General features: G+C 68.8%; 22 protein-coding genes. 20 read left to right on the top strand and 2 right to left on the bottom strand.

Translation table 11 applies throughout. The features are described from left to right. Positions 1 to 313: 313 nt before the first annotated feature. The 7 genes from glgA to glgX are packed head-to-tail and all read left to right on the top strand — an operon-like array spanning position 314 to position 12,443. Positions 314 to 1,840 (top strand): glycogen synthase GlgA, encoded by a 1,527-nt coding sequence (glgA, locus tag AC5P66_RS17440; RefSeq protein WP_262223189.1) that lies wholly within the window; start codon positions 314 to 316, stop codon positions 1,838 to 1,840. After that, on the top strand, positions 1,837 to 4,071 hold the full coding sequence (locus tag AC5P66_RS17435; protein ID WP_099495769.1) for a 1,4-alpha-glucan branching enzyme: 2,235 nt from the start codon (positions 1,837 to 1,839) through the stop codon (positions 4,069 to 4,071). The genes glgA and AC5P66_RS17435 overlap by 4 nt, the downstream gene beginning before the upstream one ends. After that, entirely contained in the window at positions 4,068 to 5,786 is a 1,719-nt protein-coding gene (gene treZ / locus AC5P66_RS17430) for a malto-oligosyltrehalose trehalohydrolase (RefSeq protein ID WP_099495768.1), read from the top strand. The genes AC5P66_RS17435 and treZ overlap by 4 nt, the downstream gene beginning before the upstream one ends. Beyond that, positions 5,783 to 7,627 (top strand): 4-alpha-glucanotransferase, encoded by a 1,845-nt coding sequence (locus AC5P66_RS17425; RefSeq protein WP_134709740.1) that lies wholly within the window; start codon positions 5,783 to 5,785, stop codon positions 7,625 to 7,627. Before treZ ends, AC5P66_RS17425 begins: the two co-directional genes overlap by 4 nt. Next, entirely contained in the window at positions 7,624 to 10,197 is a 2,574-nt protein-coding gene (gene treY / locus AC5P66_RS17420; protein WP_099495766.1) for a malto-oligosyltrehalose synthase, read from the top strand. The genes AC5P66_RS17425 and treY overlap by 4 nt, the downstream gene beginning before the upstream one ends. Then, the gene (locus AC5P66_RS17415) at positions 10,166 to 10,336 is read left to right on the top strand and encodes a DUF2934 domain-containing protein (protein WP_080352942.1); all 171 of its coding nucleotides are present in this window, start codon (positions 10,166 to 10,168) and stop codon (positions 10,334 to 10,336) included. The genes treY and AC5P66_RS17415 overlap by 32 nt, the downstream gene beginning before the upstream one ends. Then, the gene (glgX, locus tag AC5P66_RS17410; protein ID WP_049439021.1) at positions 10,323 to 12,443 is read left to right on the top strand and encodes a glycogen debranching protein GlgX; all 2,121 of its coding nucleotides are present in this window, start codon (positions 10,323 to 10,325) and stop codon (positions 12,441 to 12,443) included. Before AC5P66_RS17415 ends, glgX begins: the two co-directional genes overlap by 14 nt. A gap of 52 nt (positions 12,444 to 12,495) precedes the next feature. On the opposite strand, the gene AC5P66_RS17405 is transcribed toward glgX, so the two are convergent. Together AC5P66_RS17405 and AC5P66_RS17400 are read right to left on the bottom strand one after the other, a co-directional pair. Next, complete coding sequence (locus AC5P66_RS17405) at positions 12,496 to 12,810, bottom strand: AzlD family protein (protein WP_005409898.1); 315 nt, start codon at positions 12,808 to 12,810, stop codon at positions 12,496 to 12,498. Next, positions 12,807 to 13,538, bottom strand: a complete 732-nt coding sequence (locus AC5P66_RS17400) for an AzlC family ABC transporter permease (protein ID WP_049413561.1) — start codon at positions 13,536 to 13,538, stop codon at positions 12,807 to 12,809. The genes AC5P66_RS17405 and AC5P66_RS17400 overlap by 4 nt, the downstream gene beginning before the upstream one ends. 127 nt (positions 13,539 to 13,665) lie before the next feature. Here AC5P66_RS17400 and AC5P66_RS17395 point away from each other — a divergent pair, with 127 nt between their 5' ends. The 13 genes from AC5P66_RS17395 to gspF all read left to right on the top strand — a co-directional run bounded on the left by AC5P66_RS17395 (position 13,666) and on the right by gspF (position 26,455). After that, positions 13,666 to 14,130, top strand: coding sequence for an Lrp/AsnC family transcriptional regulator (locus AC5P66_RS17395; RefSeq protein WP_005413654.1), 465 nt, complete (start codon positions 13,666 to 13,668; stop codon positions 14,128 to 14,130). A 626-nt stretch (positions 14,131 to 14,756) separates the two neighbouring features. Beyond that, positions 14,757 to 15,437 (top strand): STN domain-containing protein, encoded by a 681-nt coding sequence (locus AC5P66_RS17390; protein ID WP_099486052.1) that lies wholly within the window; start codon positions 14,757 to 14,759, stop codon positions 15,435 to 15,437. 16 nt (positions 15,438 to 15,453) lie between these two features. After that, positions 15,454 to 15,984, top strand: a complete 531-nt coding sequence (locus tag AC5P66_RS17385) for an RNA polymerase sigma factor (RefSeq protein WP_005416809.1) — start codon at positions 15,454 to 15,456, stop codon at positions 15,982 to 15,984. A gap of 69 nt (positions 15,985 to 16,053) precedes the next feature. After that, complete coding sequence (locus AC5P66_RS17380; RefSeq protein WP_049435293.1) at positions 16,054 to 17,034, top strand: FecR family protein; 981 nt, start codon at positions 16,054 to 16,056, stop codon at positions 17,032 to 17,034. 58 nt (positions 17,035 to 17,092) lie between these two features. Next, positions 17,093 to 17,644 (top strand): hypothetical protein, encoded by a 552-nt coding sequence (locus AC5P66_RS17375; protein ID WP_049440015.1) that lies wholly within the window; start codon positions 17,093 to 17,095, stop codon positions 17,642 to 17,644. 120 nt (positions 17,645 to 17,764) lie between these two features. Beyond that, complete coding sequence (locus tag AC5P66_RS17370; protein WP_049440017.1) at positions 17,765 to 18,346, top strand: hypothetical protein; 582 nt, start codon at positions 17,765 to 17,767, stop codon at positions 18,344 to 18,346. A gap of 57 nt (positions 18,347 to 18,403) precedes the next feature. Further along, positions 18,404 to 18,841, top strand: coding sequence for a type II secretion system major pseudopilin GspG (gene gspG / locus AC5P66_RS17365; RefSeq protein WP_049440019.1), 438 nt, complete (start codon positions 18,404 to 18,406; stop codon positions 18,839 to 18,841). A 9-nt stretch (positions 18,842 to 18,850) separates the two neighbouring features. Next, positions 18,851 to 19,756, top strand: a complete 906-nt coding sequence (gene gspK / locus AC5P66_RS17360; protein WP_495216525.1) for a type II secretion system minor pseudopilin GspK — start codon at positions 18,851 to 18,853, stop codon at positions 19,754 to 19,756. Then, a complete protein-coding gene (gspL, locus tag AC5P66_RS17355; protein ID WP_495216524.1) occupies positions 19,753 to 20,916 on the top strand; it encodes a type II secretion system protein GspL in 1,164 nt (387 codons plus the stop codon). The genes gspK and gspL overlap by 4 nt, the downstream gene beginning before the upstream one ends. Further along, entirely contained in the window at positions 20,913 to 21,440 is a 528-nt protein-coding gene (locus tag AC5P66_RS17350) for a type II secretion system protein M (RefSeq protein WP_495216523.1), read from the top strand. Before gspL ends, AC5P66_RS17350 begins: the two co-directional genes overlap by 4 nt. After that, positions 21,437 to 23,818, top strand: coding sequence for a type II secretion system secretin GspD (gspD, locus tag AC5P66_RS17345; protein WP_495216522.1), 2,382 nt, complete (start codon positions 21,437 to 21,439; stop codon positions 23,816 to 23,818). The genes AC5P66_RS17350 and gspD overlap by 4 nt, the downstream gene beginning before the upstream one ends. Then, positions 23,815 to 25,248, top strand: a complete 1,434-nt coding sequence (gene gspE, locus AC5P66_RS17340; RefSeq protein WP_049413923.1) for a type II secretion system ATPase GspE — start codon at positions 23,815 to 23,817, stop codon at positions 25,246 to 25,248. The genes gspD and gspE overlap by 4 nt, the downstream gene beginning before the upstream one ends. Before the next feature lie 7 nt (positions 25,249 to 25,255). Continuing rightward, the gene (gene gspF, locus AC5P66_RS17335; protein ID WP_049413921.1) at positions 25,256 to 26,455 is read left to right on the top strand and encodes a type II secretion system inner membrane protein GspF; all 1,200 of its coding nucleotides are present in this window, start codon (positions 25,256 to 25,258) and stop codon (positions 26,453 to 26,455) included. Positions 26,456 to 26,699: the final 244 nt, after the last annotated feature.

Genomic DNA, 26,699 nt, shown 5'->3' with positions numbered 1-26,699 from the left:
AGGGACAATCTCTGTAGAGCCGAGCCCATGCCCGGCTCACGGGGCAAACGGGATTGCCAGCAGCCGAGCGCGGGCTCGGCTCTACGGGAGACACACAGGCAGGAGCCGGGCGCATGTCATGTGTACTGAGCTCATGACGCCTTGTCACAAAGAAATCGCCATGGCTTCACGGTTGATTGATCGCATGGAGGGCTATTGTCGTCCTGAGCCTCTCGCTGGCGTCCCCCACGTCCTGCGTCGACTTCCTTCCCAGCATCAGCGCCCGTCCGGGCGCCGCTGGCGTCTGTCTGCCTGAAGCATTTGAGATCATCCCATGGCCCGCGCCGCCCAGTCCGCTTCACCCGTTGCGATCTCTCCCGTCACGCCCGTGCCGATCGGCACCCGCCGCGGCCATTCGCAACCGTTGGATCTGCCGGAACTGGTGCAGCGCGTTTTGTTCGTTGCCACCGAGATGGCGGACTTCGTCAAGGCTGGTGGCCTGGGCGATGTGGCCGCGGCGCTGCCGCGTGCGGTGCGCGGTGCCTGTGATTCGCGTGTGCTGCTGCCCGGCTACCCGGAGGTACTGCAGCGCCTGCCACAGCTGCAGCGGGTGGGACAGGTCAGCGCGAGGGCGGGCCTGCCTGCGTGCGGGATCGGCATGGCAGTGCAGGCAGACGGCCTTCCGATCTACGTGCTGCTCTCGCCAGAGCTGTACGAGCGCGAAGGTTCGCCATACGTCGATGGGCAGGGCCAGGAGTGGAAGGACAACGCGGTTCGCTTCGCGACGCTTTCGCATGCGGCTGCGGAGATCGCGGCAGGGCGTGCCGGGCTGGACTGGTCGCCGCAGCTGCTGCACCTGAATGACTGGCCGGTGGCCATGGCTGCGGCCTACGTACGTTGGGACCGGACCGCCGTGCCGACCCTGCTGACGATCCACAACCTGGCTTACCAGGGGCTGTTTCCATACGCGCTGGCACCTGTGCTGGGCGTGCCGGCCGAACACCTGGATGAGCTGCACTTCCACGGTCAGATGTCGTTCCTGCAGGGCGGCATCACCAATGCCACGCGGCTGAACACGGTCAGCCTGCGCTACGCGCAGCAGATCACCGCCCCGGATGACGGCTGCGGGTTGCATGACCTGTTGGCACGGAGGGCGGCCGGCGGGCACCTCAGTGGCATCGTCAACGGTATCGATGCCAGCTGGGATCCGCGCCGCGATATCCATCTCAAGGCCCACTTCGGCATTGGTGAGTGGACCGGGCGCGCCACCAACGCGCATGCGGTGCGCAAGGCGTTCGGCCTGGCGCCGTCGACCGGCCCGCTGTTCGCGGTGGTCTCGCGGCTGGTGCACCAGAAGGGCCTGGACATCACCTGCGACGTGGCGCCCCAGATCGTGGCGGCCGGCGGCCAGCTGGTCATCATCGGCGGTGGCGAGCCGCAGGTGGAAGCCCAGGTGCAGGCGCTGGCCCGCCGCTACCCGGGGCGGGTGGGCGCCTTCATCGGGTTCGAGGAAGCGCTGGCCCGCCAGATGTTTGCCGGCGCCGATTTCCTGCTGATGCCTTCACGCTTCGAACCCTGCGGGCTGAGCCAGATGTACGCACAGCGCTTCGGCTGCCTGCCCATCGCGCACGCGACCGGCGGGCTGGTGGATACCGTCGAGGATGGCGTGACCGGATTCCTGTTCCATGGCGCCAACGCTGATGGACTGCGCCGCTGCGTGGAACGGGCGATGCGCACCTTCCGCCTGCCGGGCCTGCTGCAGGCCATGCGCCGCGCGGCCATGCTGCGGCCGGGTGGCTGGGATGCGGCCGGACGCGCCTATCTGGCCCTGTACCAGCAGACCTGCCAGGTGGCTGCATGAGCCACGACAGCCTGCATCTGGTCGCCCTGGAGGATGAAGCGATCACGGAGACGGGATTGGATCAGCGCATCGCGCCGGCCCTGGAGGACCTCGTCCACGCGCGCCCGGCCGATGCATTCGCCTGGCTGGGCCCGCATCGCCAGCCAGAAGGCGGACGCCAGCTGCGCGTGCTGGTGCCGCATGCGCAGCGCGTCGAGGTGATTGCAGACGATGGGCGGCGCTGGGACCTGTCTCCCGGCCCGTTGCCCGGCCTGTTCGAGGGCGTGGCCGGCGACGCGGCGATACCGCTGCTTGCCCTGCATTTCGAGCAGGGCGTGGAGCAGGTGCACGATGCCTATGCCTTCGGTCCACTGTTGGACGAAGCACTGCTGCATCGGTTCCATTCCGGTGATGCCGATGCGGCGCGGCAGCTGGGGGCGGTGCCGATGCAGGTGCAGGGCATCGCGGGCGTGCGCTTCGCGGTGTGGGCACCCAATGCCCAGCGGGTCGCGGTGGTTGGCGATTTCAATGGATGGGATGGCCGACGCCATCCGATGCGGCTGCGTCACACCGCCGGCGTGTGGGAACTGTTCCTGCCGGGGGTGCAGGCCGGTGCCCGCTACAAATTCCGCATCGTCGGCGCCGACGGCCGGGTGATGCCCGACAAGTTCGATCCGATGGCGCGCTGGGCCGAGCTGCCACCGGCCACCGCTTCGCGGGTGCCTTCGGCGGCGCCGACGCAGTGGCACGATGACGCATGGTTGGCGGCCCGACGCCAGGCCGGAACCTGCGCACCGCTGTCCATCTACGAAGTACATGCGGGCTCCTGGCAGCGCAGCGACGAGGGTGCGCCGCTGGACTGGGATGCCCTGGCCGACCGGTTGATTCCGTACGTGGCCGGACTCGGCTTTACCCACATCGAGCTGCTGCCGGTCAGCGAGCATCCCTTTGGCGGTTCCTGGGGCTATCAGCCGCTGGGCATCTACGCGCCGACGGCGCGCCATGGCACGCCGCAGGCCTTCGCGCGCTTCGTGGACCGCTGCCACCAGGCCGGCGTGGGGGTGATCGTGGACTGGGTGAGCGCGCACTTCCCGAACGATGCGCATGGCCTGGCCGGGTTCGATGGGACTGCGCTGTACGAGCATGCGGATCCGCGCGAAGGGGTGCACGCCGACTGGGATACGCTGATCTACAACTATGGCCGCAATGAGGTGGCCGCCTACCTGATCGGCAGTGCCTTGGAGTGGGTGGAGCGCTTCCATATCGACGGTCTGCGCGTGGACGCCGTGGCGTCGATGCTGTACCGGGATTACAGCCGGGCCGAGGGGGAGTGGATACCCAACGAGCAGGGCGGGCGCGAGAATCTGCAGGCGGTCGCGTTCCTGCGGCGGATGAACCAGACGCTGCGCGAGCGCTTCCCGGACGTGCTGGTGATCGCCGAGGAATCCACCGCGTGGCCGGGCGTGACCGCGCCGGTGGAAGCGGGCGGGCTTGGCTTCACCCATAAATGGAACATGGGCTGGATGCACGACACCCTGCAGTACCTGGGTCGCGATCCAGTCCATCGCCAGCATCACCACAGCGAGATCAGCTTCGGCCTGGTCTACGCCTTCTCCGAACGGTTCGTGCTGCCGCTGTCGCATGACGAGGTGGTGCATGGCAAGGGAGCGCTGCTGGCCAAGATGGCGGGCGAGCCGGCGCAGCGGCTGGCCCAGCTTCGCGCGTACTTCGGCTTCATGTGGGCGCACCCCGGGAGCAAACTGCTGTTCATGGGCGGCGAGTTCGGCCAGGGCCACGAGTGGTCGCACGATGCGGCACTGGACTGGGCACAGGCGGCCAGCAGTGAGGGCCAGGGCCTGTCGCGCCTGGTGCGAGACCTCAACGGTGTGCTCCGCGCCGAACCCGCGTTGCATCGCGACGAGCGCGACGAACGCGGTTTCGATTGGAGCGTGGCCGACGACAGCCGCAACAGCGTTTACGCGTTCATCCGACGGGATCCTGTCGGCAGCGGCCGCACCCTGCTGGTAGTGAGCAACTTCACCCCGGTGCGGCGCGAGGCGTACCGGGTCGGCGTGCCGCACCCGGGGCGTTGGACCGAACGACTCAACACCGACAGCGCGTACTACGGTGGCGGCAATAGCGGCAACCTCGGAGCGGCGCTTACCGAGCCCCGGCCGATGCATGGCCACGCCCAGTCGCTGCGGCTCACGCTGCCGCCGCTGTCCACGCTGTACCTGCAGGTTGATGCATGACGGGAGTGACGCCGCGCCTGGGCGCATGGCCTGTGGCCGGTGACGGGGTGGAGTTCCGCGTGTGGGCACCGGACGCAAGGACGATGGCGCTGTGCCTGAACGGCACGCAGCGGCCCATGCAACGCGACCCGGACGGCTGCCACTGGCTGCGAACACCGGCATCGCATGGCGACCGCTACCGTTTTCGCCTTCCTTCCGGCCTGGACGTGCCCGACCCGGCCTCGCGCTGGCAGCCGGATGGCATCGACGGCGACAGCGCGGTGGTGCTGGACAAGGACATGGTGCAACCCACGTGGCGCGGGCATGCCTGGCAGGACCTGGTGATCTATGAAGTACACATCGAGGCCGGCGGCGGCTTCGCGGCGCTGACCGCGCAGCTGCCGATGCTGGCCGCGATTGGCATCACCGCCATTGAGCTGATGCCGGTCGCGCAGTTTCCCGGCCAGCGCAACTGGGGCTACGACGGCGTGTTCCCGTATGCGCCGGCCCATGCTTACGGCGGGCCGGCAGCGCTGAATGCCTTCGTCGAGGCGGCACATGCCGCTGGGCTTTCCGTGTTGCTGGACGTGGTCTACAACCACTTCGGACCGCAGGGTAACCATCTGCGCCAGTACGCGCGGGGGTTCTTCCGTGATGACCGCAGTACACCCTGGGGCGAGGCCATCAACTTCCGCCAGCCCTGGGTGCGGCGCTTCTTCATCGACAACGCGCTGATGTGGTTGCGCGACTACGGCTTCGATGGGCTGCGCCTGGATGCGGTGCATGCCATCGATGATGAGCGCTTCCTGCAGCAGCTGGCCGAGGAGGTACACGCGATGGTGCCGCACGCGCACCTGGTGCTGGAGAACGAACGCAACCAGGCGCGATGGTTGCGCGGCGCCTACCAGGGGCAATGGAATGACGACTTCCACAACGCGCTGCACGTGATGCTGACCGGCGAGCAGGAAGGCTATTACGCGGCCTATGCCGGTCGCGCCGAAGCGCTGCTGGCGCGCTGCCTGGCCGAGGGATTCGCCTGGCAGGGCGAACCGGACCTGCGCGGCGATCCCCGCGGCGAACCCAGCGCCGACCTGTCTCCCGCGCGTTTTGTGGCATTCGCGCAGAACCACGATCAGGTAGGCAACCGTGCTTTCGGCGAGCGCTTGTCGATGCTGGTGGATCCGGCGCGGCTGCGTGCGGCGCTGGCGTTGACCCTGCTGACGCCGATGATCCCGCTGCTGTTCATTGGCGAACCGTGGCAGGCGCAATCGCCGTTCCTGTTCTTCACCGACTACGCGCCGCCGCTGGACGAGGCGGTGCGCGAAGGGCGTCGCCGCGAGTTCGCTGGTTTCAGCGCCTTTGCCGACGCCGCCTCGCGCGCGCGTATTCCCGACCCGAACGACCCGGCCACCCTGCAGGCGTCCTACACGTCGCCGCCCGGCGATGATCCCTGGTCGCAGCACTGGCTGCGCTGCACGAGCGGGTTTCTGGCACTGCGCAGGCGCTATCTGCAGCCCGGGTTGCTGCAGGCGCGGTCGTTGGGTGCGCGCGTGCTGGGCGAAGGCGCGGTGCAGGCGGGCTGGCAGCTGCCGTCGGGCCAGTGGTGGATCGCGGTCAATGTCGGCCCGTCGCCGGTGGTGCATGCGATGCCGGCCGGGGAGCACGTTGTAGGGCCGGACGCTGCCACGTTGCTGCCCGCAGGCGGCGGCGTGTTTGCCTGTTGGGTCGCCGCATGAGTACCGATGCGGCGGTTCTGGAGGCGGCACGGCGCGCGGGCCTGCTGGTCCGCTGGACCGACGTGGCCGGTGTCGAGCGCGAGGTCGCACCGGACGTGCTGCGCGCGGTGCTGGAGGCGCTGCAGGGCGATGCAGCGCCCGAGCACGGTGGCCTGCGCACGGCCTGCTGTGGACAGCTGCTGGCGATGCCCCAGGCGGCAGGCGCAGCGTGCTGGGTGGATGAGCAGGGCGCAGTGCTGCCGGCACACCCCGATGCGCAAGGGCGCTGGCGCGTGCCGGACCAGCCCGGCTACTGGCGGTGGCGCCAGGGCGGACGGCAACAGGCGATTGCGGTGGCACCACAGCGTGCCTGGTGGCCGCTGGGCTTGCTGCGCGGCTGGGGCCTGTCGGCGCAGGTCTACAGCCTGCGCGCTCGCGACGACGCCGGCATCGGTGACAGCGCCGGCTGTGCGCGATGGAGCGAACTGCTGCACCGTCACGGCGGCGATGCAGTGGCGTTGAGCCCGCTGCATGCCGGCTTGCCACCAGGGCCAGGCTACAGCCCCTATTCGCCCAGCGACCGGCGCTGGCTCGATCCGCTGCAGACCTCCCTGCCGCAGGTACTGCCGGAAGCAGCCGACGCCGTGCTGGCTGAAGACGAAGCACTGGCGACGGCCGTTGCAGCAGCCACTGCCGCGCGCCGCATCGACTGGCCGCACTCGGCGGCGTTGAAGTGGCGCTGGCTGCGCCAGGTGCGCCAGTGGCTGCGGCAGCAGGCGCCGGCTCAGTACGAACAGATGCAGACGTGGTGCGATGCGCAGGGCGAATCCCTGCTGCGCTATTGCCAGCACGCCGCCGACCGGTTCACTGGAAGCGCTGACGACCATGCGTTTGCGCAGTGGTTGGCGCGGCAGGGCTGGGCGCAGGTGCAGGCGGGATTGCGCGACGACGGCGCGTCGATCGGGCTGATCGCAGATCTGGCGGTGGGTTGCGCGCCGCAGGGCGTCGAGGCCCGGACCGGCGGCGACCATCTGCTGCAGGGCCTTGAGCTGGGCGCGCCGCCGGATGCGTTCAATCCGCTGGGCCAGGCCTGGGGTATCACCAGCTGGTCACCCTCCGCGCTGCAGCGCGAGGGCTTTGAGCCGTTCATTCGTGTGCTGCGCGCCGTGATGGCCGGCCGTGGTGGGCTGCGCATCGACCATATCCTCGGCCTGCAGCGGCTGTGGGTGCTTCCCTGTGGCTCAGGCGCCGGGCAGGGCGTGTACCTGCGCTATCCGTTCGATGATCTGATCAACCTGCTGGTTCTGGAATCGTGGCGGCATCGCTGCGTGCTGATCGGTGAAGACCTGGGCGTGGTGCCGCCGGGCATTCGCCAGCGGCTGGCAGCCCGCGGCATCCTGGGCATCGAGGTGCTGCCGTTCGCCCGCAATGGTGAGCACTTCCTGCCGGCGCCACGGTGGCGCCGCGACGCGGTGGCCATGCCCTCCACCCATGATCTGCCACCGCTGTCCGGCTGGCTGCACGGGCGCGACCTGCGCTGGCGTGCCCGCCTGGGTGAGCTGACCGGGCTTGCAGCGGCGTTGCACGCGCGCGCCAGTGAGGTGCAGGGACTGTCCGCAGTTGCCCGAGGCGAGGGCGCGACGCTGGAAGCGCGTGCGCTGTCGCTGGTTGCGCACGCGCCTTCGCGGTTGGCGTTGCTCCCGCTGGAAGATGCGCTGGGGAGCCGCGCGCAGGTGAACCTGCCGGGCACCGTCAACGGCCATCCGAACTGGCGCCGGCGGCTACCGCTGGCATGGGAACAGGACGCGGTTGACGCGCGTATTGCCAGGTTCAGCGCCACGCGGCGGAGGGAGCGGCGATGACTCCATTGCGTGCCACCGTACGCCTGCAATTGCATGCAGGCTTCGCCCTCGAGGCCGCCGCGATGCAGCTGCCGTACTACGCCGCGCTGGGCGTCAGCCATCTTTACCTGTCGCCGATCGCCGCTGCGCTGCCCGGGTCCACGCATGGCTACGATGGCATCGACCCGGCCCGCATCAATCCGGAACTGGGCGGCGAAGAAGCCTTCCGGCAACTGGCCACAGCGACGCGCGCGCACGGCATGGGCCTGATCCTCGACATCGTACCCAACCATCTGGCGGCGTCCCCGCACAGCCAATGGTGGAACGATGTGCTGATGCACGGGCGTCGAAGCCCGCACGCAGAATGGTTTGACATCGACTGGGAGGCGCCGGGCTGCGAGGGCCGGCTCTGGCTGCCTGCACTGGACCGGCCGTTGCACGACGCGGTGCGCGATGGCGTAGTGCGCGTGGTGGTGGACAACGCGCGTCCCGTGCTGCGCCACCATGGTCTGGCGTTGCCCTTGTCGCCGCGCAGCCATCCACTGGACCCCGCGCAGTGGCCGGCGTGGGCCGAGCGCTGCAACCGCAGCGTTGAACGGCTGCATACGCTGCTGCAGCGGCAGCACTACCGGCTGGCCTGGTGGCGCACGGCGGGCGATCAGGTGAACTACCGGCGCTTTTTCGATATCAACGAACTGGCCGCGCTGCGGGTGGAGCGCGACGACGTGTTCGAGGCGGTGCATGCGCTGCCGCTGCGGTTGGTACGCGAGGGATGGGTGGACGGCCTGCGTATCGACCATGTGGATGGCCTGTCCTCCCCGGGCGCCTACCTGCGGCGCCTTCGTGAATCGCTCGACGCAGCCTGTGCGGCCGGCGGTCGTGATCCGCAGGCGGTGAGCCTGCATGTGGAGAAGATACTGGCCGAGGGCGAGCAGCTGCCCGACAGCTGGGCCTGCGACGGCACCACCGGCTATGACTTCATGGACCAGACCGGTGCCTGGTTGCACGATCCGGCGGCTGCACCCGCGCTCTCGCGCACGTGGCAGGCGCTGGGCGGTGACTCGCGCAGCTTTGACCGGATTCAGCAGGACGCTCGCGGCATGATGTTGCGCCAGGGCCTTCACGCAGACTTCCAGCGGCTGCTGCGCAGTGCGCAGCAGGTCCTGCAGCCCCGGCTGGCCGAGGCCGATATCGGAGTGGCTGCGCTGGCACGCGCATTGGCTTCATTGCTGCGGCATTACCGCACCTACCGGCCCTATTCGCTGCAGGGGGCGGGTGAACGAAAGGCGCTGGTGGACGCTGCAGCTGCTGCGCGCGAGGCGCTGGACGGTGCGGCACGCGCCGCGCTGGATCTGCTGCTGCAGGCACTTCCCGGCCAGGCGCCGGCTGAAACCGAGCTGCGCGTACGGTTCGGGCAGCTGGCCGCGCCGCTGAATGCCAAGTCGGTGGAAGATACCGGGTTCTATCGCTATTTCAGGCTGCTGTCGCGCAACGAAGTCGGCAGTGATCCGCAGCGGCTGGGCATGGAGGGGCGCGAGCTGCTGGAACATGCAGCCGGGCGCCTGCGGCGCCATCCCAGGGCGCTGCTTGCACTGGCGACCCACGATCACAAGCGCGGGGCCGACAGCCGGGCACGGCTGGCCGTTCTCAGTACCTGCACGGTCGAGTGGCGGGACGCGGTGCGGCGCTGGAGCCGGATGGCGACCCGCGCCGGCGCGCCAATGCCATTGCCGGGTGCCGAGGCCTATGCGCTATGGCAGGCGCTCGTCGCCGCGTGGCCGATGCACGGTACCCCCGGCGCAGGCTTCGCATCGAGGATGGTGCAATGGCTGACCAAGGCGTTGCGCGAGGGCAAGCGGGTCAGCAGCTGGTCCGATCCCAACGTGGCCGTGGAGGAAGGCGCCGCGCAGTGGCTGCACGCGCTGCTGGATGGAGCGTCGTTGCAGCCGGTGCGGGAGGCGCTGGCGACCTTCGTGGCGCGCATCGCGCCGGCGGGCGCCTGCAACGGTTTGGCACAGCTGTGCCTGCAGCACTGCCTTCCCGGCGTGCCCGATCTTTACCAAGGCGGTGAAGGCTGGGACCTGAGCCTGGTGGACCCGGACAACCGGCGCGCCGTGGATTATCCAGCGCGGCAGGCGTGGCTGCGTGATGCGCGCGCGTGGCCCGCGCTGCTGGAGGACTGGCGGGACGGTGGGATCAAGGCATTTCTACTCCGGCGATTACTGGATTGCCGCCGCCGGCACCCGCAGCTGTTCCTGCACGGCGCGCTGCAGCCGCTGTCCGCGCCTGCGCGCTCACCGTGGCTGGCGTTCACGCGCAGGCATCAGGCGCAGATGCTGCTGGTGGTCGTGCGGCGTGGTTCGCCCACCGCCGTGCCTGGCCCAAGCCTGCATGCGCCGCGCGACGTCGGCAGCGATGTGACGCTGCGTGGGGTGCCGACAGGCCCCATGCGCAACGTCCTTGACGGGCGTATCGAACATTTCAACGCAACCACGGACGTGGCCAGGCTTCTGGCTGGCAGCCCGTTGGCGATATGGATCAACGAGGAGGCAGGTAGGGATGGACAGCAGGGAACGACGGCAGCGGATTGAGGCACTGGCCCACCAGATCTGGGAGGCAGAAGGGCGCCCGGATGATCAGCAGCAACGGCACTGGCACATGGCCGAGCGGCTGGTGGAGGCCGAGATTGCCGCCGCGCGCGGGGAGGAGGGCACCGATGGCGAGCCGTAAGTGGACGCAGACCTCGCGCGTGCGCGAAGGCCGGCCCTTCCCGCTGGGAGCGACCTGGGACGGGTTGGGTGTGAACTTCGCGCTGTACTCGCGGCATGCCACCCGGGTTGAACTCTGTCTGTTCGATGCACGCAACCGCGAAGTGGAACGCATCGCGCTGCCCGAGTACACCAACGAGATCTGGCATGGGTACCTGCCGGACGTGCGGCCGGGCCAGCGCTATGGCTACCGGGTGCATGGCCCCTATGCGCCGGAGGAAGGCCATCGCTTCAATCCCAACAAGCTGCTGCTGGACCCCTACGCCAAGCAGATTGTGGGCGAACTGAAGTGGGCCCCCCACCTGTTCGGCTACACCTTGGGCCACCGCGATGGCGACCTGAGCTTCGACCGCCGCGACAGCGCCAGCTACATGCCGCGCTGTGCCGTGATCGATCCGGCCTTCAGCTGGGGTGCCGAGCGAGCACCTGCCACGCCCTGGGACCGTACCGTGATCTACGAAGCGCACGTGCGCGGGCTGACCATGCAACACCCCGATGTTCCGCAGGCCGAGCGTGGCACCTTGTCTGCCCTGCGCCATGACGCAGTGGTCGACCACCTCAGCCATCTGGGCGTGACCGCCATCGAACTGCTGCCGGTGCACGCCTACGTCGATGACCAGCAGCTGCTCGAGCGCGGGCTGCGCAACTACTGGGGGTACAACACCATCGGCTTCTTCGCGCCGCAGCCGCGTTACCTGTCGCTGGGCACCGTGGCCGAATTCAAGCAGATGGTCGCGCGGCTGCACAATGCTGGCATCGAAGTGATCCTGGATGTGGTCTACAACCACACCGCCGAAGGCAATGAGCTGGGCCCTACGCTGTCCTTCAAGGGCATCGACAACGCCAGCTACTACCGCCTGGCCGATGATCGCCGCTACTACATCAACGATACCGGCACCGGAAACACGTTCGACCTGACCAATGCCGGTGCACTGCGCATGGTGATGGACTCGCTGCGCTACTGGGTGACCGAGATGCGGGTGGACGGCTTCCGCTTCGACCTGGCGACCATTCTCGGCCGTGAACGGCATGGGTTCGACGCCTCGGGCAGCTTCCTCGACGCAGTGCGCCAGGACCCGATCCTGAGCCAGGTGAAGCTGATCGCCGAGCCGTGGGACATCGGCCCGGGCGGCTACCAGCTGGGCCAGTTCCCGCCGGGCTGGGCCGAATGGAATGACCGTTTCCGAGATACGGTGCGCGCGCTGTGGCGCGGCGATGGCGGCCAGCTGGCGGAGTTCGCCACGCGCTTCACCGGCTCCGCCGACCTGTTCGAGCACCACGGCCGGCGGCCGTCGGCCAGCATCAATCTGGTGACGGCACACGATGGGTTCACGCTGCATGATCTGGTGAGCTACAACGACCGCCACAACGAAGCCAACGGCGAAGACAACCGTGATGGCCATTCGCACAACCTCTCCAGCAACCATGGCGTGGAGGGTGAGACCGATGATCCGGCGATCCTCTCCGTACGTGCGCGGCAGATGCGCAACCTGCTGGCCACGCTGCTGCTCGCGCAGGGCACGCCGATGCTGCTGGCCGGCGATGAGTTCGGCCATTCGCAGCAGGGCAACAACAACGCCTACTGCCAGGACAACCCGCTGAGCTGGATCGACTGGGAGCGTGCTGCGCAGCCGGCAGCCCAGGCGCAGGTGGCGTTCGTACGCCGGGCGCTGTCGCTGCGCCGACGCTATGGCCTGCTGCGCAGGAACCGGTTCCTGCGCGGCGAATACGATGAAGCGCTGGGCCTGCGCGATATCGACTGGCGGCATCCTGACGGCCGCAGCATGGAGGAAGCGGACTGGCATGACGCAGGGCTGCGTGCGCTGCTGATCGTGCTGGACGGCCGCAGCCCCGACAGCGGCCTGCGCGAGCCCGGGCGGCATGTCAGCCTGGCCCTGCTGTTGAACGCCGGGGAGCAGCCGCAGCGGTTCTGTGTGTCAGACGACGCCCTGTCGTTCCGGCGCGTACTCCTGCAGACCGACGAAACGCCGTTGGAGCCGGATGAGGAAGGCGCCTGGACGCTGCCGCCGCGCAGCCTGTGCCTGCTGGCGGCAAGCAGCAGCGCCTGATTGCTCTGCGGCGCTACTACGGTGCGCCGGGCGTTGCCCGGCGTACCGGTAGCTACCCCATCAGATAGCGCAACACACCCGCCGAGACCACGCCGATCAGCACGGTCGGCAGCATCGACAGCCGCGTGGCGGCCAGCAGGGTGATCGCCAGCGCGGCCAGGTCGGCCGGCTTGTCGGCGACGAAGTCCGGGGCGATCACCGAGATCAGCACGCAGCCCGGCGCGGCTTCCATTACCGTCACTGCGCGTTTGCTCAGCGTGCGGTTACGCAGCGCGAGGAAGCCGACGATGCGGGTCAGGTAGGTGGCGGCGGCCATCAGCACGATGGTCAACACCGAGGTCCAGTGGATCAGGCCGTTGAAGATCATGCCGCGTCCTCCGCCAGCAGCCAGGCAGCGGCCAGGCCGGCCAGGGCGCCGCTGGCCACGTACCACGCGCCCGGGATCAGGAGATAAGTGGCGGCGGCCACCACCAGGCTGACCAGCCACGGCCGTGCCGCCTTCATGCCCTGCCACATGCCGCGCAGCAGTACCAGGAATACGGCAGGGAAGGCCATGTCGAAGCCATAGGCGTGGATGTCGCCCAGCAGCGGCCCGATGATCGCGCCGAGTGCGGTGCAGGCCACCCAGACCGTGTACAGGCCGGCCGAGACGCCCAGGTAGTAGGCCAGGCTGAAGCCAAGCGCGCGCCGACGCGCATCGGCCACGCCCAGCGCCCAGCTCTCGTCGCACATGAAGAACAGCGCCGGCAGCACACGACGGCGCGGCAGGTGCTGCAGCAGTGGGGCCAGGCTGGCGCCCATCAGCAGGTGGCGGCTGTTGACCAGCGCGGTGATGGCCACGATCAGTGCGATGTGCGGTGGCGAGGTCCACAGTTCGACGGCGGCGAACTCCGAGCCGCCAGCGAAGTTGAGGCCGGTCATCAGCGGCACTTCCAGTGCGCTCAGGCCCTTCTGGGCCGCCTGCGCGCCGAGCACCAGGGCGAACGGAATGAAGCCGATCATCACCGGCACGGCGGCACGCAGGCCGCGCAGGAATTCGGCACGCGGGGCGGTGTCGCAGGCGTCGGGCAGGGGGAGGGTGGTACGGGCGTCCATGGAACGGCACAACGAGATGGGGGTGGCCCATGCTAGCGGGCCGATCGCGAAATCGGGTTGCGTTGATGCCACTGGATTCGCGATGATTGATATTCCATGCGGCCAGAGTCGACCAAGGCGAAATTTCATGCAGTACCAGCTCGACAACCTGGATCGCCGCATCCTCGACGCCCTGCAGCGCGACGGTCGACTGCAGAATCTGGAGCTGGCCCGTCTGGTCGGGCTGTCGCCGTCGGCGTGCCTGCGCCGGGTGCGGCTGCTGGAGGAGGGCGGCTACATCGACCGCTACGTGGCTTTGTTGAACGAGGCCAAGGTGGGGCGGGGCTTCACGGTGTTTGTGCGGGTGTGGCTGCGCGGGCAGGACGAGGACACCACCAACCACTTCATCAACAGCATCAAGTCTTTCCCGGAAGTGCTTGAATGCCATCTGATGGCCGGTGACTGCGATTTCCTGCTGCGGGTGGCGGTGGCCGACCTTGATGCCTACCGGCAGTTCCAGATGCAGCACCTGAACCGGATCGCCGGAGTGCAGAACACCAAGACCGAGATTCCGATGCAGCGGATCAAGCAGACGACTCAGCTGCCGCTTTGACGGATGGGGTTTGCGGCCGGGTTGTACCCGGTACCCCCAGGTAGTGCCGGCCGCTGGCCGGCAACCTCGGGAGCAACAGCCGAAGCAACAGCCGAAGCAACAGCGTGCATTCCGTGGGATGGCGGGGTGGGCCCGGTTGCAGGGGACGCCGTAAACCCCCAGTCCGGCCCAGCCGCTGGCGGCTGTGCGTTCGAGCGCTTGCGAAGCAATGCTTCGCAAGCGAAGCGCCCTCACCCATGGGGGCTTGGCCGCGGTATCCATGCCGCGGACACCCCCGCAACCGGACCCACCCCGCCTTCGACAGATTTCCACGATCTGCCGGAACGGCATGAGTTGCTCTTGGTAGGTGTCGACCTTGGTCGACACGTTTGGGTCGGCATGGGGTCGGATCCCGTTGCTTCGCAACGGGCTCTGACCCCTGCGCGTAGATAGCGTGGTCTGTTCGATTCATTGATTCCTGACGCGTGACTGGCTTCGCAGGTCATGACCCGGCGTCAGCCGTGGCGGCGGTCATCGCAATGACATGTGCCCCCGGTACGGTTTGAGCCCGCTTGCGGGTCGCGCGCGGGCCGGGGTTCCGGTCATGGTGCGCGTCCACTGCAGCTGCTGTCGCTGCCGAGGGTCATGTGTTCTACGTCAGGGGGCTGAATGGACACCATGCGGTCAGAACTTGGAAGGTGGCCATCGCCGCATGGCTGCTGCTGTCCTTTGCCGCTGCCGCACAGGACGCGGTTCATGCCTACGACATCCCTGCGCAGCCGCTGGAACAGGCGGTCGAGCGCTTCAGCGTCATCAGTGGGTGGTCGGTGATGTACCCCGGCGACCTTGCTTCGGGCCGCAGCAGCCATGCGCTGCGCGGGAGCCTGGCACCGCTGGCGGCGCTGGAATCGCTGCTGCAGGACACCGGGATCGAGGCCGAGGTGATCGGCGAGCAGCGCGTGGTGCTGCGCCGGGGCATGCCCTCGCCTGCGGAACCCGGTGTTGGCGCGGGGCTGCCCGAGGCCGAACGCCGGCGTCGCTACGGCGGGCTGCAGCAGCGGCTGCGTGCGGCGTTCTGTGACGACCCGGAGATCGCGCCCGGCCGCTATGCCGCAACGCTGCGCTTCCGCATCGACGGCGCGGGCCAGGTGAGCGAGCCCGAGCTGCTGTCCGGCAGTGGCAGTGATCGCCGCGACGCACGCCTGCTGCAGGCGATGCACGGCCTGGTGCTGGCGACCGAGGCCGCCGCGCTGCCACAGCCGGTGACGCTGCAGATCCGTCCTTCCGGCACCGACCACGACTGCGGCCGGCGCGCGCCCCTTCCATGACTTCAAGGATTCGGACATGAGCAACGGTACGGCCGGGGCGGTTGACCTGATGGACCACCTTCTGGGTGCCTACGACGAGCTGAAGCGCCGGTTGGTGCGCAAGCTCGGATCGGAAGAGCTGGCCGGCGACGCGCTGCAGGACACGTGGATGCGCCTGAGTGCGCGCCGTGACCGCCTGGACGCCGTGCAGAACCCTGCGGCCTACCTGCTGCGCATGGCGATGAACACCGTGATCGACCGCCAACGGGCAGACCACCGCCTGCTGAGCCTGGAGGAGGTGGATACGCTGATGGACATGGCCGACCCGGGGCCGGGGCCGGCGCAGGCGGCCGAGCTGGACTTCGCGCTGGAAGACATGGTCGGGTTGCTGCAGCGCATGCCCGAGCGCCGTCGCCGCATCCTGCTGGCAATCCGCGTCGATGGCCTGCAGCAGCGCGACGTGGCCGACCACCTCGGTGTGTCGCTGCGGTTGGTGCAGCGGGAGCTGAAGGCAGCCCAGGACTACCTGGCCGAACGCAGCGGGCAGGGGCGCCAGGTGCGGTTCTGAGCGACGGCATCCGTCTACACTTTGACGCCGAGCAGAACCCCGCAGCGTGCGGGTCCGGCATGAGCCCCCATGGATCCTGACGACCGCCCGCAACGCCCGCTGGATGCCGTCGAGCGTCAGGCCCACGCGTGGGTGGTGCGGCTGACCTCGGGCGAGGCGACCGCCGCCGACGGGCGCAGGTTCCGTGCATGGTGCGAGTCCGACCCGCGTCATCGTGAAGCGTTTGGCCGTGCGCGCCGGCAGTGGGAGCAGGTGCGGCTGGCCGGCGAGCAACTGCCCGCCGCCGCGCGCCAACCGGTCGCGCCGACGCCGGCCCAGCGCTGGAGCCGGCGCGCCTTCCTGGGCGCTGCGGTGGCGGCGCCAGCCAGTCTTGTGGTGGTGGCGGCGCTCCGCCCGCCGCTGGGATTGTGGCCCTCGGTGACGGCGATGACGGCCGATTTCCACACGAGCACCGGTGAACGACTACAGATCGCGCCCTTGCCGCAGCTCAAGATCGAACTGGATACGCAGAGCAGCCTGCGCCGCCGCGCGCACGCGCAAGGCGAAGGCTTCGAGCTGGTGCAGGGCCAGGCCGCGATCGAAACCGGCGCTGGCCTGCGCCTGGCACTGTTCGCGGGCCCGGGTTGCGTGATTGCCGATGAAGGTGCGGTGCGCCTGGACGTACGCAACACCCACGGCCAGGTACGCGTGACCTGCCTGCAGGGTAGCGCCCGCATCGAGCATCCGCAGGGCCGCCTGCAGCTGCAGGCCGGCCAGCAGACCCGGTTCGACGAGCGCCTCAGTGGCGTGGTGGCCGAGGCCGTAGCTTCGGAAGTGAGTGCTTGGACCGAAGGCATGCTGGTCTTCCGCCGCGCACCGCTGCACGAGGTGGTGGACGAGATCAACCGCTACCGGCGGGGCAGGGTACTGCTGGGTCAATCGGCATTGGCGCGCGCGCCGGTCAGCGGCCGCTTCCGCATCGATGATCCGGACGCGGCGCTGGAGCAGCTGCGACTGACGATGTCGCTGGATCTGCGTCGCTTTCCGGGTGGCATCGCCGTCCTTGGATAGATGAAGGCGCTGGCCGTGCGCGCCGCGCCGGGCTGTTGCAAGCAAGGAGAATCCAAGGATGCGCAACGAGACCATCGGTGTGCTCGATCTGCGCCGCAATCTGTCTGCATTGCTGGAAACCACCCAGCGAAGGCCCCTGATGGTGCATCGCTATGGTTCGCCCTGGGTGTGCGTGGTGTCTGACGCGCAGTGGCAGCAGCAGGCGGTGCTGCTGGACTTCAATCCGCAGTCACACCCATTGGCGATGCTGCTGCGGCTGCAGCAGCAGGAGATGCCCTTGGTCGAATCCGGGGCGCTGCCGCCTGCGGCGCTCGCACGCGCACTGCTGTTGGCGGGCATGCATGGCATCGACGATCTCACGCAGCTGCATGAGCAGGTACTGCATCATCGGCTCTGGCACTGGTTCGTGGCGGGCGCCCATGGGGTGATGGACGGCTGGCAGCTGCCCGCACTGCGCGTTGCGCTGGCGTCATGGTGCGATGACGTGGACATGACCGATGCACTGGTCGCATTCGCTGCCCGCAGCGACGTGGCGGTACTGGCCCGCCGTTGTGGGGGGGACGCACCGCGGCTGCAGCGCGAAGCCTGCAGGCGGATGACGCTGCGATGACGTTGCCGATGAAGCGCCACCGCGTGCACAGAGTTGCATTCGCGGTGTCGCTTCACCTGCCTTGCTGACGTCTTCTCCAGAGTACGACGCACCACGCGTCGCGGAGCACGGGCGGCGCAGATGGAAGACAGTCGCAGGATCAGCATGCTGGAGCTGGATCGCCACCTGAGCCAGTCGCTGGAGCAGGCGCGGCACACGCCCCTGAACGTACAGCGCTATGGGCGCTCGTGGGTCTGGGTGCTGTCCAGTGACGCCTGGGCGGATGCGGCGCGCTGGGCGGCACTGGACAGCAGTGCGCATCCACTGGCGGCACTTCGAAAGGCCCTCGACCTGCGGCTGTGGCCCTGGCCCGACGCGGCCATGGGCGCGCTGCCGCTTGGCACAGCCGATGCGCGACTGCTGCAACGTGCGGCCCTGCTGGTGATCGTGCGTGATCTCAACACTGCGCAGCGCGTGTACGACGACCTGCGCTACCACCAGGCCTACCGGATGTTCATTGGCCTCGACCACGGCACCGCGTGGTCGTCGACGCAGTGCGTGCGCCTGCTGCAGGCGTGCGTGCATCCGTTGCTGCGCGAGTGCATCGACCAAACACTGGCCAGCGTGCCGCCGCACCTGCTCGAGGCGGCACGCGTGCCGGCTGCACGTGCGCCCGCACAGGCAACCGCGCAGCGAATCGCAGGCGGATGTTTATCGTACTGACACATGCGCCGCTGACCATGGTGCAGCGGTCTCTTCCAGGATGACGAGGGCGGAACGATGGCAAGGCAGGCAGGTGGTTGCAGGGCTCGGCAGCAGGGCTTCAGCCTGATCGAGATCATGGTGGTGGTGGTGATCATCGGCATCCTTGCCGCGCTGATCGTGCCGCGGTTGATGGACCGTCCGGACCAGGCGCGCGTGGTGGCGGCGCGCCAGGACATCGCGGCGCTGATGCAGGCGCTGAAGCTGTTCAAGCTGGACAATGGGCGCTATCCCAGTGCCGAACAGGGGCTGCAGGCACTGGTGAAGCCGCCGCAGGGCAGCGGTGCGTTGCCGGTGACGCCGTATCTGGATCGCCTGCCGAATGACCCGTGGGGCCATCCCTACCAGTACCAGGTTCCAGGCACTCATGGCGACATCGATGTGTTCTCGCTGGGTGCGGACAGCAAGCCCGGTGGCGACGCCGGGAACGCAGACATCGGCTCCTGGCAGCTGTGAGGCGTGCTGATGGCAGCCCGGACCCGTTCGGTCTCGTGCATCCGCCAGCGTGGCGTGGCCGTGATCGTCGCCTTGCTGGTGGTGGCATTGGTGGCCGTGATTGCCACTGCGCTGCTGACCCGGCAGTCGGCGCAGTTGCGTGCGCTGCGCGGCGACCAGTTGCGCGCACAGGTACGCATGGCGGTGGATGCCACGCTGGAGCGTGCGGCGCAGCAGCTGCGTGAGGATGTCACGGAACAGCTGACCACGGTGCGCAGCGGGCGCTGGGCGCGCCCGTTGGAACTGCAGGCGCCGTTGCCGGTGCAGGTGCAGCTGGTCGATGCGCAGTCGATGTTCAACCTGCGCAACCTGCTGGCGCATGGCAGGCCGGACCCCGAGGCGCGGGGCGCGTTCGTCGCGTTGTGTGCCGGGCAGGGGCTGGACCAGGGCACCTGCGCATCCGCGGTGGATCACATCCAGGCGCGCCTGCGCGACGGCGATATGCCGGCGCAGGCGCCGCTGCCGCGCGAATCACTGATCGAACAGGCGCTCGCCGGCGCCGACCCGGTGGCGTTGCAGGCGCTGGCGCGGCGCACAGTGGTGTTGCCCGCGCAGACCCTGGTCAACGCCAACACCTGCGACCTGGGCGTCCTGCAGGCGGTGACGCCTGCGGTGGAACCGGCAAGGCTGCAGGCGCTGCTCGCTGAGCGCGACGCCGGCCACTGGCTGCTCAACCGCGGTGACATCGCCAACCGACTCCAACTGAGCAACGAACAGATGGCCGTGCTTCCGCTGGGTATCCATAGCGAGTGGTTCCTGGCCGTCGGCCGGGTGCAGGCCGACGGCAGCGCGGTTGACTTCCGCGCGCTGCTCTGGCGCGAGTACCGCGACGACGGGGTGCGTGTACAACGGGTGTGGACGAGGATCGGCGCATGACCGTGCAGCTTCGGGTGCGCCTGCCGGCGCTGGCGCACCTGCGCGCTGACAGCGCGGTGGACTGGGCGCAGCTGCACAAGGGCGAGGTGCTCGCCCACGGCCGCGACACGCTGGCGGCGCTGGGCCTGCGGCATCCGCGGGCCACGGTGCATGCCTGCCTTGATCCGAACGACCTGATCCTGCTGGAACTGCAGCTGCCGCCGCTGTCCGGGCGCCGCCTGCAGGCGGCGTTGCAGGGCGAGGTGGAGGCCATGCTGCTGGATGATCTGCTGGAGGTGGCGCTGGCCCACGGTGCGCAGGCGGCAGACGGTACGGTTCCGGTGGCCTGGCTCGGCCAGCAGGCCATCGCGCAGGCGCAGCAGCTGCTGGCCTCGTGTGCGCTGCAGCTGCAGGCGTTGTATCCGACGCCACTGCTGCTGCCTTGGCAGGACGGCCACGCCACGCTGCAGGTCAGCGGCGAGCATCTGCTGGTGCGCAGCGGGCGCGATCGGGGACTTGTCCAATGGTATGGCGGACGTGATGCGTCTGCGGTGATGCAGGCGTTGGCCACCCGCCTGCGACAGGCCGGCGTGCAGGCCGTGCAGTGGATCGATAGTGTGCCGCCGACGTGGCCGGACAGCCTGCCGGCCACCGCCGTCGCGCATGAACGGCAGGCCTGTGGCCCCTTGCCGGGTTGGTCATTGCCGCTGCCCGGCGCAGGCCGTCAAGCGCCGCGACTGGCGATCGGCCTGGCACTGGCGGCGGTGCTGCTGGCTGCACTTGGCCTGCAGTGGCAGGTCTCGCGTTGGCGGATCGAGGGTGAGGCGCTGCAGCAGGACATGGCACGGCAGTTCAGCGCACGCTTTCCGGAGATCACCGATGTGGTGGACCCGGTGTTGCAGGCAAGGCGAGCGCTTGCGGTTCCGCCGCCAGCGCCGCCGTTGCCGGCGCTGCAGCGTCAGGTCGCCAGCACGCTGCACGCGGTTCCGGAGCTGGCGGGGCAGGTGCACAGCCTGCACTACCAACCCGGGCAGGTGTACCTGGAGCTGGACGCTGATGCCCAGGCATTGGCCGACGATCCACAGCGGCTTGAGCACTGGCAGCAAGCGGTGCAGGCGCAGGGGCTGCAGCTGGCGCGCGATGCCGGTGGACGCCTGCGGGTGAGCGGAGCGGGACAGTGACGACCCGAACCCTGCGGCTGGGCGAGGGGCTGGCGGGCCTGCAGCAGCGCTGGCAAGGCCTGCCACCGCGCGACCGGCTGATGCTGTGGGTGATGGTGGTGGCGCTGCTGGTGGCGGGCCTGTGGTCGTTATGGCTGGAGCCCTTGCTGAAGCAGCGCACGCACTGGCAGGCCGAACTCCCACGGCTGCAGGCGCAGCAGCGCGCACTGGCACCGCTGCTGCGCGCCCGTGAGCGCCAGCAGCTGGCGCAGGGCCAGCATCCGACCCTGGCCGGGCTGCGTGACCAGATCAAGGCCGCCGGTCTGGCTGGCGGCCTGCATATCGAAGCGCGCGACGGGCGCTGGCACCTGCAGGTACGGGCCGTACCTGCCGATGCGCTATGGAACTGGCTGCTGCCGCTGCTGGCCGACCCGGCCATCGAGCTGCAGCAGCTGCAATTGACACGCACAGGGGATGCGAACATGCCGGCGGCACGGATTTCAGGACACATCGTGATGGTGGCCCCTGCGGGTGCCCATCCATGAGGGCGATGCGCAGCCTTGCCTGCAGTGCCGCATTGGCCCTGATCGTGGGCGTGGCCCACGTGCCGGCGCCGGTGGCGGCGCAGGACACAGGCGATGAGCCGGTGCAGCTGAACCTGGTGGATACCGATATCGGGGGCGTGCTGCGCATGGCGGCGCGCTTCACCGGGCGCCAGTTCCTGGTCGACCCACGCGTGACCGGCAAGATGACGGTGGTCTCCGATGGCCCGGTCAGCCGTACCCAGGCCTACCAGCTGCTGCTGGGCGCACTGCGCATGCGTGGCTTCGCCGTGGTCGAGAACGGCGGCGTCAGCCGGGTGGTGCCGCAGGCCGATGCCAAGCTGCTCGGTGGCCGGGTGGGTAGCGGTGGTGCAGGGGGCGAGATCGCCACACGTACGTTTGCGCTGCGCTATGAGAATGCGGCGGCGCTGGTGGCTGTGCTGCGGCCAATGATCAGCCCGGACAATCCGATCACCGCCAATCCAGGCAACAACACCCTGGTGATCACTGACTACGCCGACAACCTGGAGCGCATCGCGCGGGTGATCGCCAGCGTCGACACGCCGGCCGGCATGGACACCGATGTGGTGAAGCTGCAGCAGGGCATTGCCGTTGATGTAGCGGCGATGGTCGCGCCGCTGCTGGATGCGCAGGGCGCCGAGCCGAGCCAGAAGGTGGTGGTGATGGCCGACCCGCGCAGCAACAGCGTGCTGCTGCGCTCGGGCAGCCCCGGTCGCACCCGCCTGGCGCGGCAGCTGGTGGAGAAGCTGGACCGCGCCCAGGATGAGTCCGGCAACCTGCACGTGGTCTACCTGCGCAATGCCCAGGCCAACCAGCTGGCCGGTGTGCTGCGTGGCGTGGTGGCCGGACAGAGCGATGCACCGGCAATGGGCAGCAACGAAGGCATCACGCCGCTGCCGGGTGATGCCAACCGTTCCACGCCCACCCAGCCGTCGCAGCCGCAGCAGGCCAAGCCCGGAGGCAATGCGCTGGAATCGCAGCGGCTGGACCCGAGCCGCCGTGACCCGATCGATGCAGGAAGCACCGGCTTCAGCCAGAACGGCATTTCGGTACAGGCGGACGTGGCCACCAACACCCTGCTGATCTCTGCGCCTGAGCCGGTGTACCGCAACCTGCGGCGGGTGATCGACCAGCTCGACCAGCGCCGTGCGCAGGTGCTGGTGGAAAGCCTGATCGTGGAGGTCAACCAGACCGACGCGGCCGAGCTGGGCGTGCAGTGGATGCTGGGCAATGGCCGCACCTTTGGCGGCACCCACTTCGGTGGCGCCACCGGCGGCAGTGGCCTGAACACCGCCGCGCGCACCACGCTGGACGTGCTGCCCAAGGATGGCCTGAAGATCGGCGTGATCGATGGCACCATCAACCTTCCCGGCGTCGGCCAGATCCTCAACATGAAGGCGCTGGCTACTGCGCTGCAGAGCAAGGGCGGCGCCAACATCCTGTCGACGCCGAATCTGATGACGCTGGACAACGAGGCAGCCAGCATCATGGTCGGCCAGACCGTGCCGTTCGTCAGTGGCCGCTACGTGACCGACGGTGGCGGCGGCAGCAACAACCCGTTCCAGACCATCGTGCGCGAAGACGTGGGCCTGAAGCTGCGGGTGCGCCCGCAGATCTCCGAGGGTGGCACGGTGAAGCTGGACATCTATCAGGAAGTCAGCAGCATCGACGCGCAGAGTGCCAACAGTGCTGCCGGCATCATCACCAACAAGCGTGCGCTGGATACCAGCGTACTGCTGGACGATGGCCAGATCATGGTGCTCGGTGGCCTGCTGGAGGACAACGTCAGCCACGGCCGTGACGCCGTGCCGGGGCTGGGCAGGATCCCGGTGCTGGGGGCGCTGTTCCGCAGTGATACGCGCAAGCGTTCCAAGACCAACCTGATGGTGTTCCTGCGCCCGCACGTGGTGCGCGACCCCGCCGCTGGCCAGCGTTTGACCCGCGACCGCTACGACTACATGCGCAATGCGCAGGCCGGTGCACAGCCCGTGCAGAGCTGGGCGTTGCCGGCACTGTCGGCACCGCAGCTGCCGCCGCAGGACCTGGCTGTGCTCGGCCAGGGCAATGCGCGCGATGGCCAGGGCCAGCCGTCGCAGAACACCAGCCTTGCAGCGTTGTATCCGCCAGGCGAGGGCGACGCCCAGCTGGTGCAGTTCGCACAGGGACTGGGCCCGGCGCGTGCCAGCCGGGCTGTGGCGCAGGTGCGGGCACTGGGCCTGCAGGCCTACGCGGAGGCAACGCCGGGCGGGAGTGGGCAACGCCTGCGCGTGCGTCTGCCGCGTGATCCGGTGAAGTTGGATCCGGCATTGCAGCAGCTGCGCGGGCTGGGCTATACGCCGGAACTGGTAATCGGGCCGTGAGCGCCGTTATGCCGCTGCCGTACGCATGGGTGCGCAGCCACGGCGTGATGCTGTCCGAAGCCGGAGGCGAGCCGGTGCTGCTCGGCACGGCCGACACGGCAGCGTGGGCCGTGGCCGAGCTGCGCCGGCGGCATGGCCCGCTTCCGTTCCGGATGCTGGATGCGGCAGCCTGGCAGCAGCGCTTGGGCGAGCAGTACCGTGACGGCGGCGATGCTGCTGCCGTGGTGGGGGCCGCCGAGAGTGAAGTCGATCTGGACCGGTTGATGCAGGACATGCCGGAGGTCACCGACCTGCTGGATGCGCAGGACGATGCGCCGGTGATCCGCATGATCAATGCGCTGCTGGCACAGGCTGCACGCGACGGTGCCAGCGATCTGCATATCGAGCCGTTCGAGACCCATTCGGTGGTGCGCTACCGGGTGGACGGCACGCTGCGCGACATGGTGCAGCCTCGGCGCGCACTGCACGCAGCGCTGGTGTCGCGCATCAAGATCATGGCCCACCTGGACATCGCCGAGAAGCGGTTGCCACAGGATGGGCGCATTGCGATCCGCGTGGGCGGGCGGCCGCTGGACATCCGTGTTTCCACTGTACCGACCGGGCATGGCGAGCGCGCCGTGCTGCGATTGCTGGAAAAGGATGCCGGCCGCCTGCAGCTGCAGCGCCTGGGCATGGCCGATGACACCCTGGCCACATTCACCGGGCTGATCCGGCAGCCGCATGGGATCGTGCTGGTGACCGGGCCGACCGGCAGCGGCAAGACCACGTCGCTGTACGCCGCGCTGGGCCAGCTCGACAGCAGCACCAGCAACATCCTCACCGTGGAAGACCCGGTGGAGTACGACTTTGCCGGCATCGGCCAGATCCAGGTCAACGCGCGCATCGGCATGAGCTTTGGCACCGCCCTTCGCGCGATCCTGCGCCAGGACCCGGACACCATCATGATCGGCGAGATCCGCGACCTGGAGACCGCACAGATCGCCGTGCAGTCGTCGCTGACCGGACACGGTGTGCTGGCTTCGCTGCACACCAACGATGCGATCTCGGCGGTGACCCGCCTGGCCGACATGGGCGTGGAGCCATTTCTGCTGGCGTCGTCGTTGCGCGGCGTGCTGGCGCAGCGGTTGGTGCGGCGGCTGTGCACGCAGTGCCGGCGTGCCGAGGTGAACGGCGAAGGCCGAACCGTATGGCGCGCAGTGGGTTGCACGGCCTGTGCCAACAGTGGCTATCGGGGACGCACCGGCATCCATGAACTGTTTGTGGTGGACGACCGCGTGCGCGCACTGATCCATGAAGGGCAGGGTGAGCCTGCGCTACGCGAGGCGGCCCGGCGGGCCGGCATGCGGACCCTGCGGCAGGACGGCCAGCGCTGGGTCGACAGCGGGGTGACCACGCTGGAAGAGATCCTGCGCGTCACCGGCGACGATTGAGGCCTGCATGGCACTGTTCGACTATCAGGCTGCCAACGCGCAGGGCCGCATCGAGAAGGGCCAGGTGGATGCCGACAGCCCGCGCGGTGCGCGCCAGCTGCTGCGTGGGCGCGGGCTGACCCCAGTACAGGTGAGCGCGGCGCGCAATGCCGGCAGTGGCTGGGCTGCTCGGCGGTTGTCCGCCAGCGAGTTGGCCTGGGCCACCCGCCAGCTGGCCAGCCTGCTGGCGGCCAGCCTGCCGTTGGAAGGCGCCTTGAGTGCGGTGATCGAGCAGGCCGAACGCCCGCACGTGGCCCAGGCGCTCACCGCGGTACGCGCCGACGTGCGTGCCGGCCAGCGCCTGACCGTGGCGCTGGCAGCGCGGCCACGCGATTTTCCACCGATCTATCGTGCGCTGGTGGGGGCAGGTGAGGATTCCGGCGATCTGGCGCGGGTGATGGAGCGCCTGGCCGACTACATCGAGGAACGCAATGCGCTGCAGGCCAAGGTACTGACCGCCTTCATCTACCCGGCGGCGATCAGCCTGGTGTCGGTGGCGATCGTGATCTTCCTGCTCAGCTACGTGGTGCCGCAGGTGGTGACCGCGTTCGTGCAGGCGCGGCAGACGCTGCCGATGCTGACCCAGGTGATGCTGGCCGCCAGCGCGTTCGTACGCAGCTGGGGCATGTGGGTGGGGCTCGGCATCGCTGCGCTGGTGGTGGCCTGGCGGTTGGCCCTGCGCAAGCCCGGGTTGCGCCTGCGCTGGGACGCGATGCTGCTGCGGGTGCCGATGGTCGGGCGTTTCGTGCTGGGTGTGAACAGTGCGCGCTTCGCCTCGACACTGGCGATCCTGCTGGATGCGGGTGTGCCGCTGCTGCGTGCGCTTGAAGCTGCCCGGCAGACCCTGGGCAATGCGTTGCTGGCGCGCTGTGCCCATGACGTGTCCGCGCGTGTGCGCGAAGGTGCCGCGCTTGGTTCTGCGCTGAAGGTGCAGAAGGTGTATCCGCCGATCCTGGTGCACCTGGTGGCCAGTGGCGAGAAGACCGGTTCGCTGGCGCCGCTGCTGGATCGCGCCGCACAGACCATCTCGCGCGAGATCGAGCGTCGCGCGATGGCACTGACTGCGTTGCTGGAGCCGACCATGATCCTGGTGATGGGCGGCGTGGTGCTGACGATCGTGCTGGCGGTACTGATGCCGATCATGGAAATGAACCAGCTGGTGCAGTGATGCGCAACGCGCATCACGGGTAGAGTCGACTGTCCGTCGACTGCTTCTCAAGCGCACTTCGACAGGACCAGCGCTTCGCGCGCCAGTCGACCAACAGTCGACTCTGCCCGGTCGGCGTCTTCGATTCTCCACACAATCCTCCACACCTTTTTCCGATCTTCCACAGGTTTCTTAAGCGGCCTGTCATCGGCGCGGACCAGCATGGACACGTCGCCGCAGAGTGGGCTGGGAGGCCCTCGGCGGC

The organism is Stenotrophomonas sp. YJH_SMC_122, from assembly GCF_059369535.1.
This window is presented reverse-complemented; position numbering and strand designations above follow the sequence as displayed.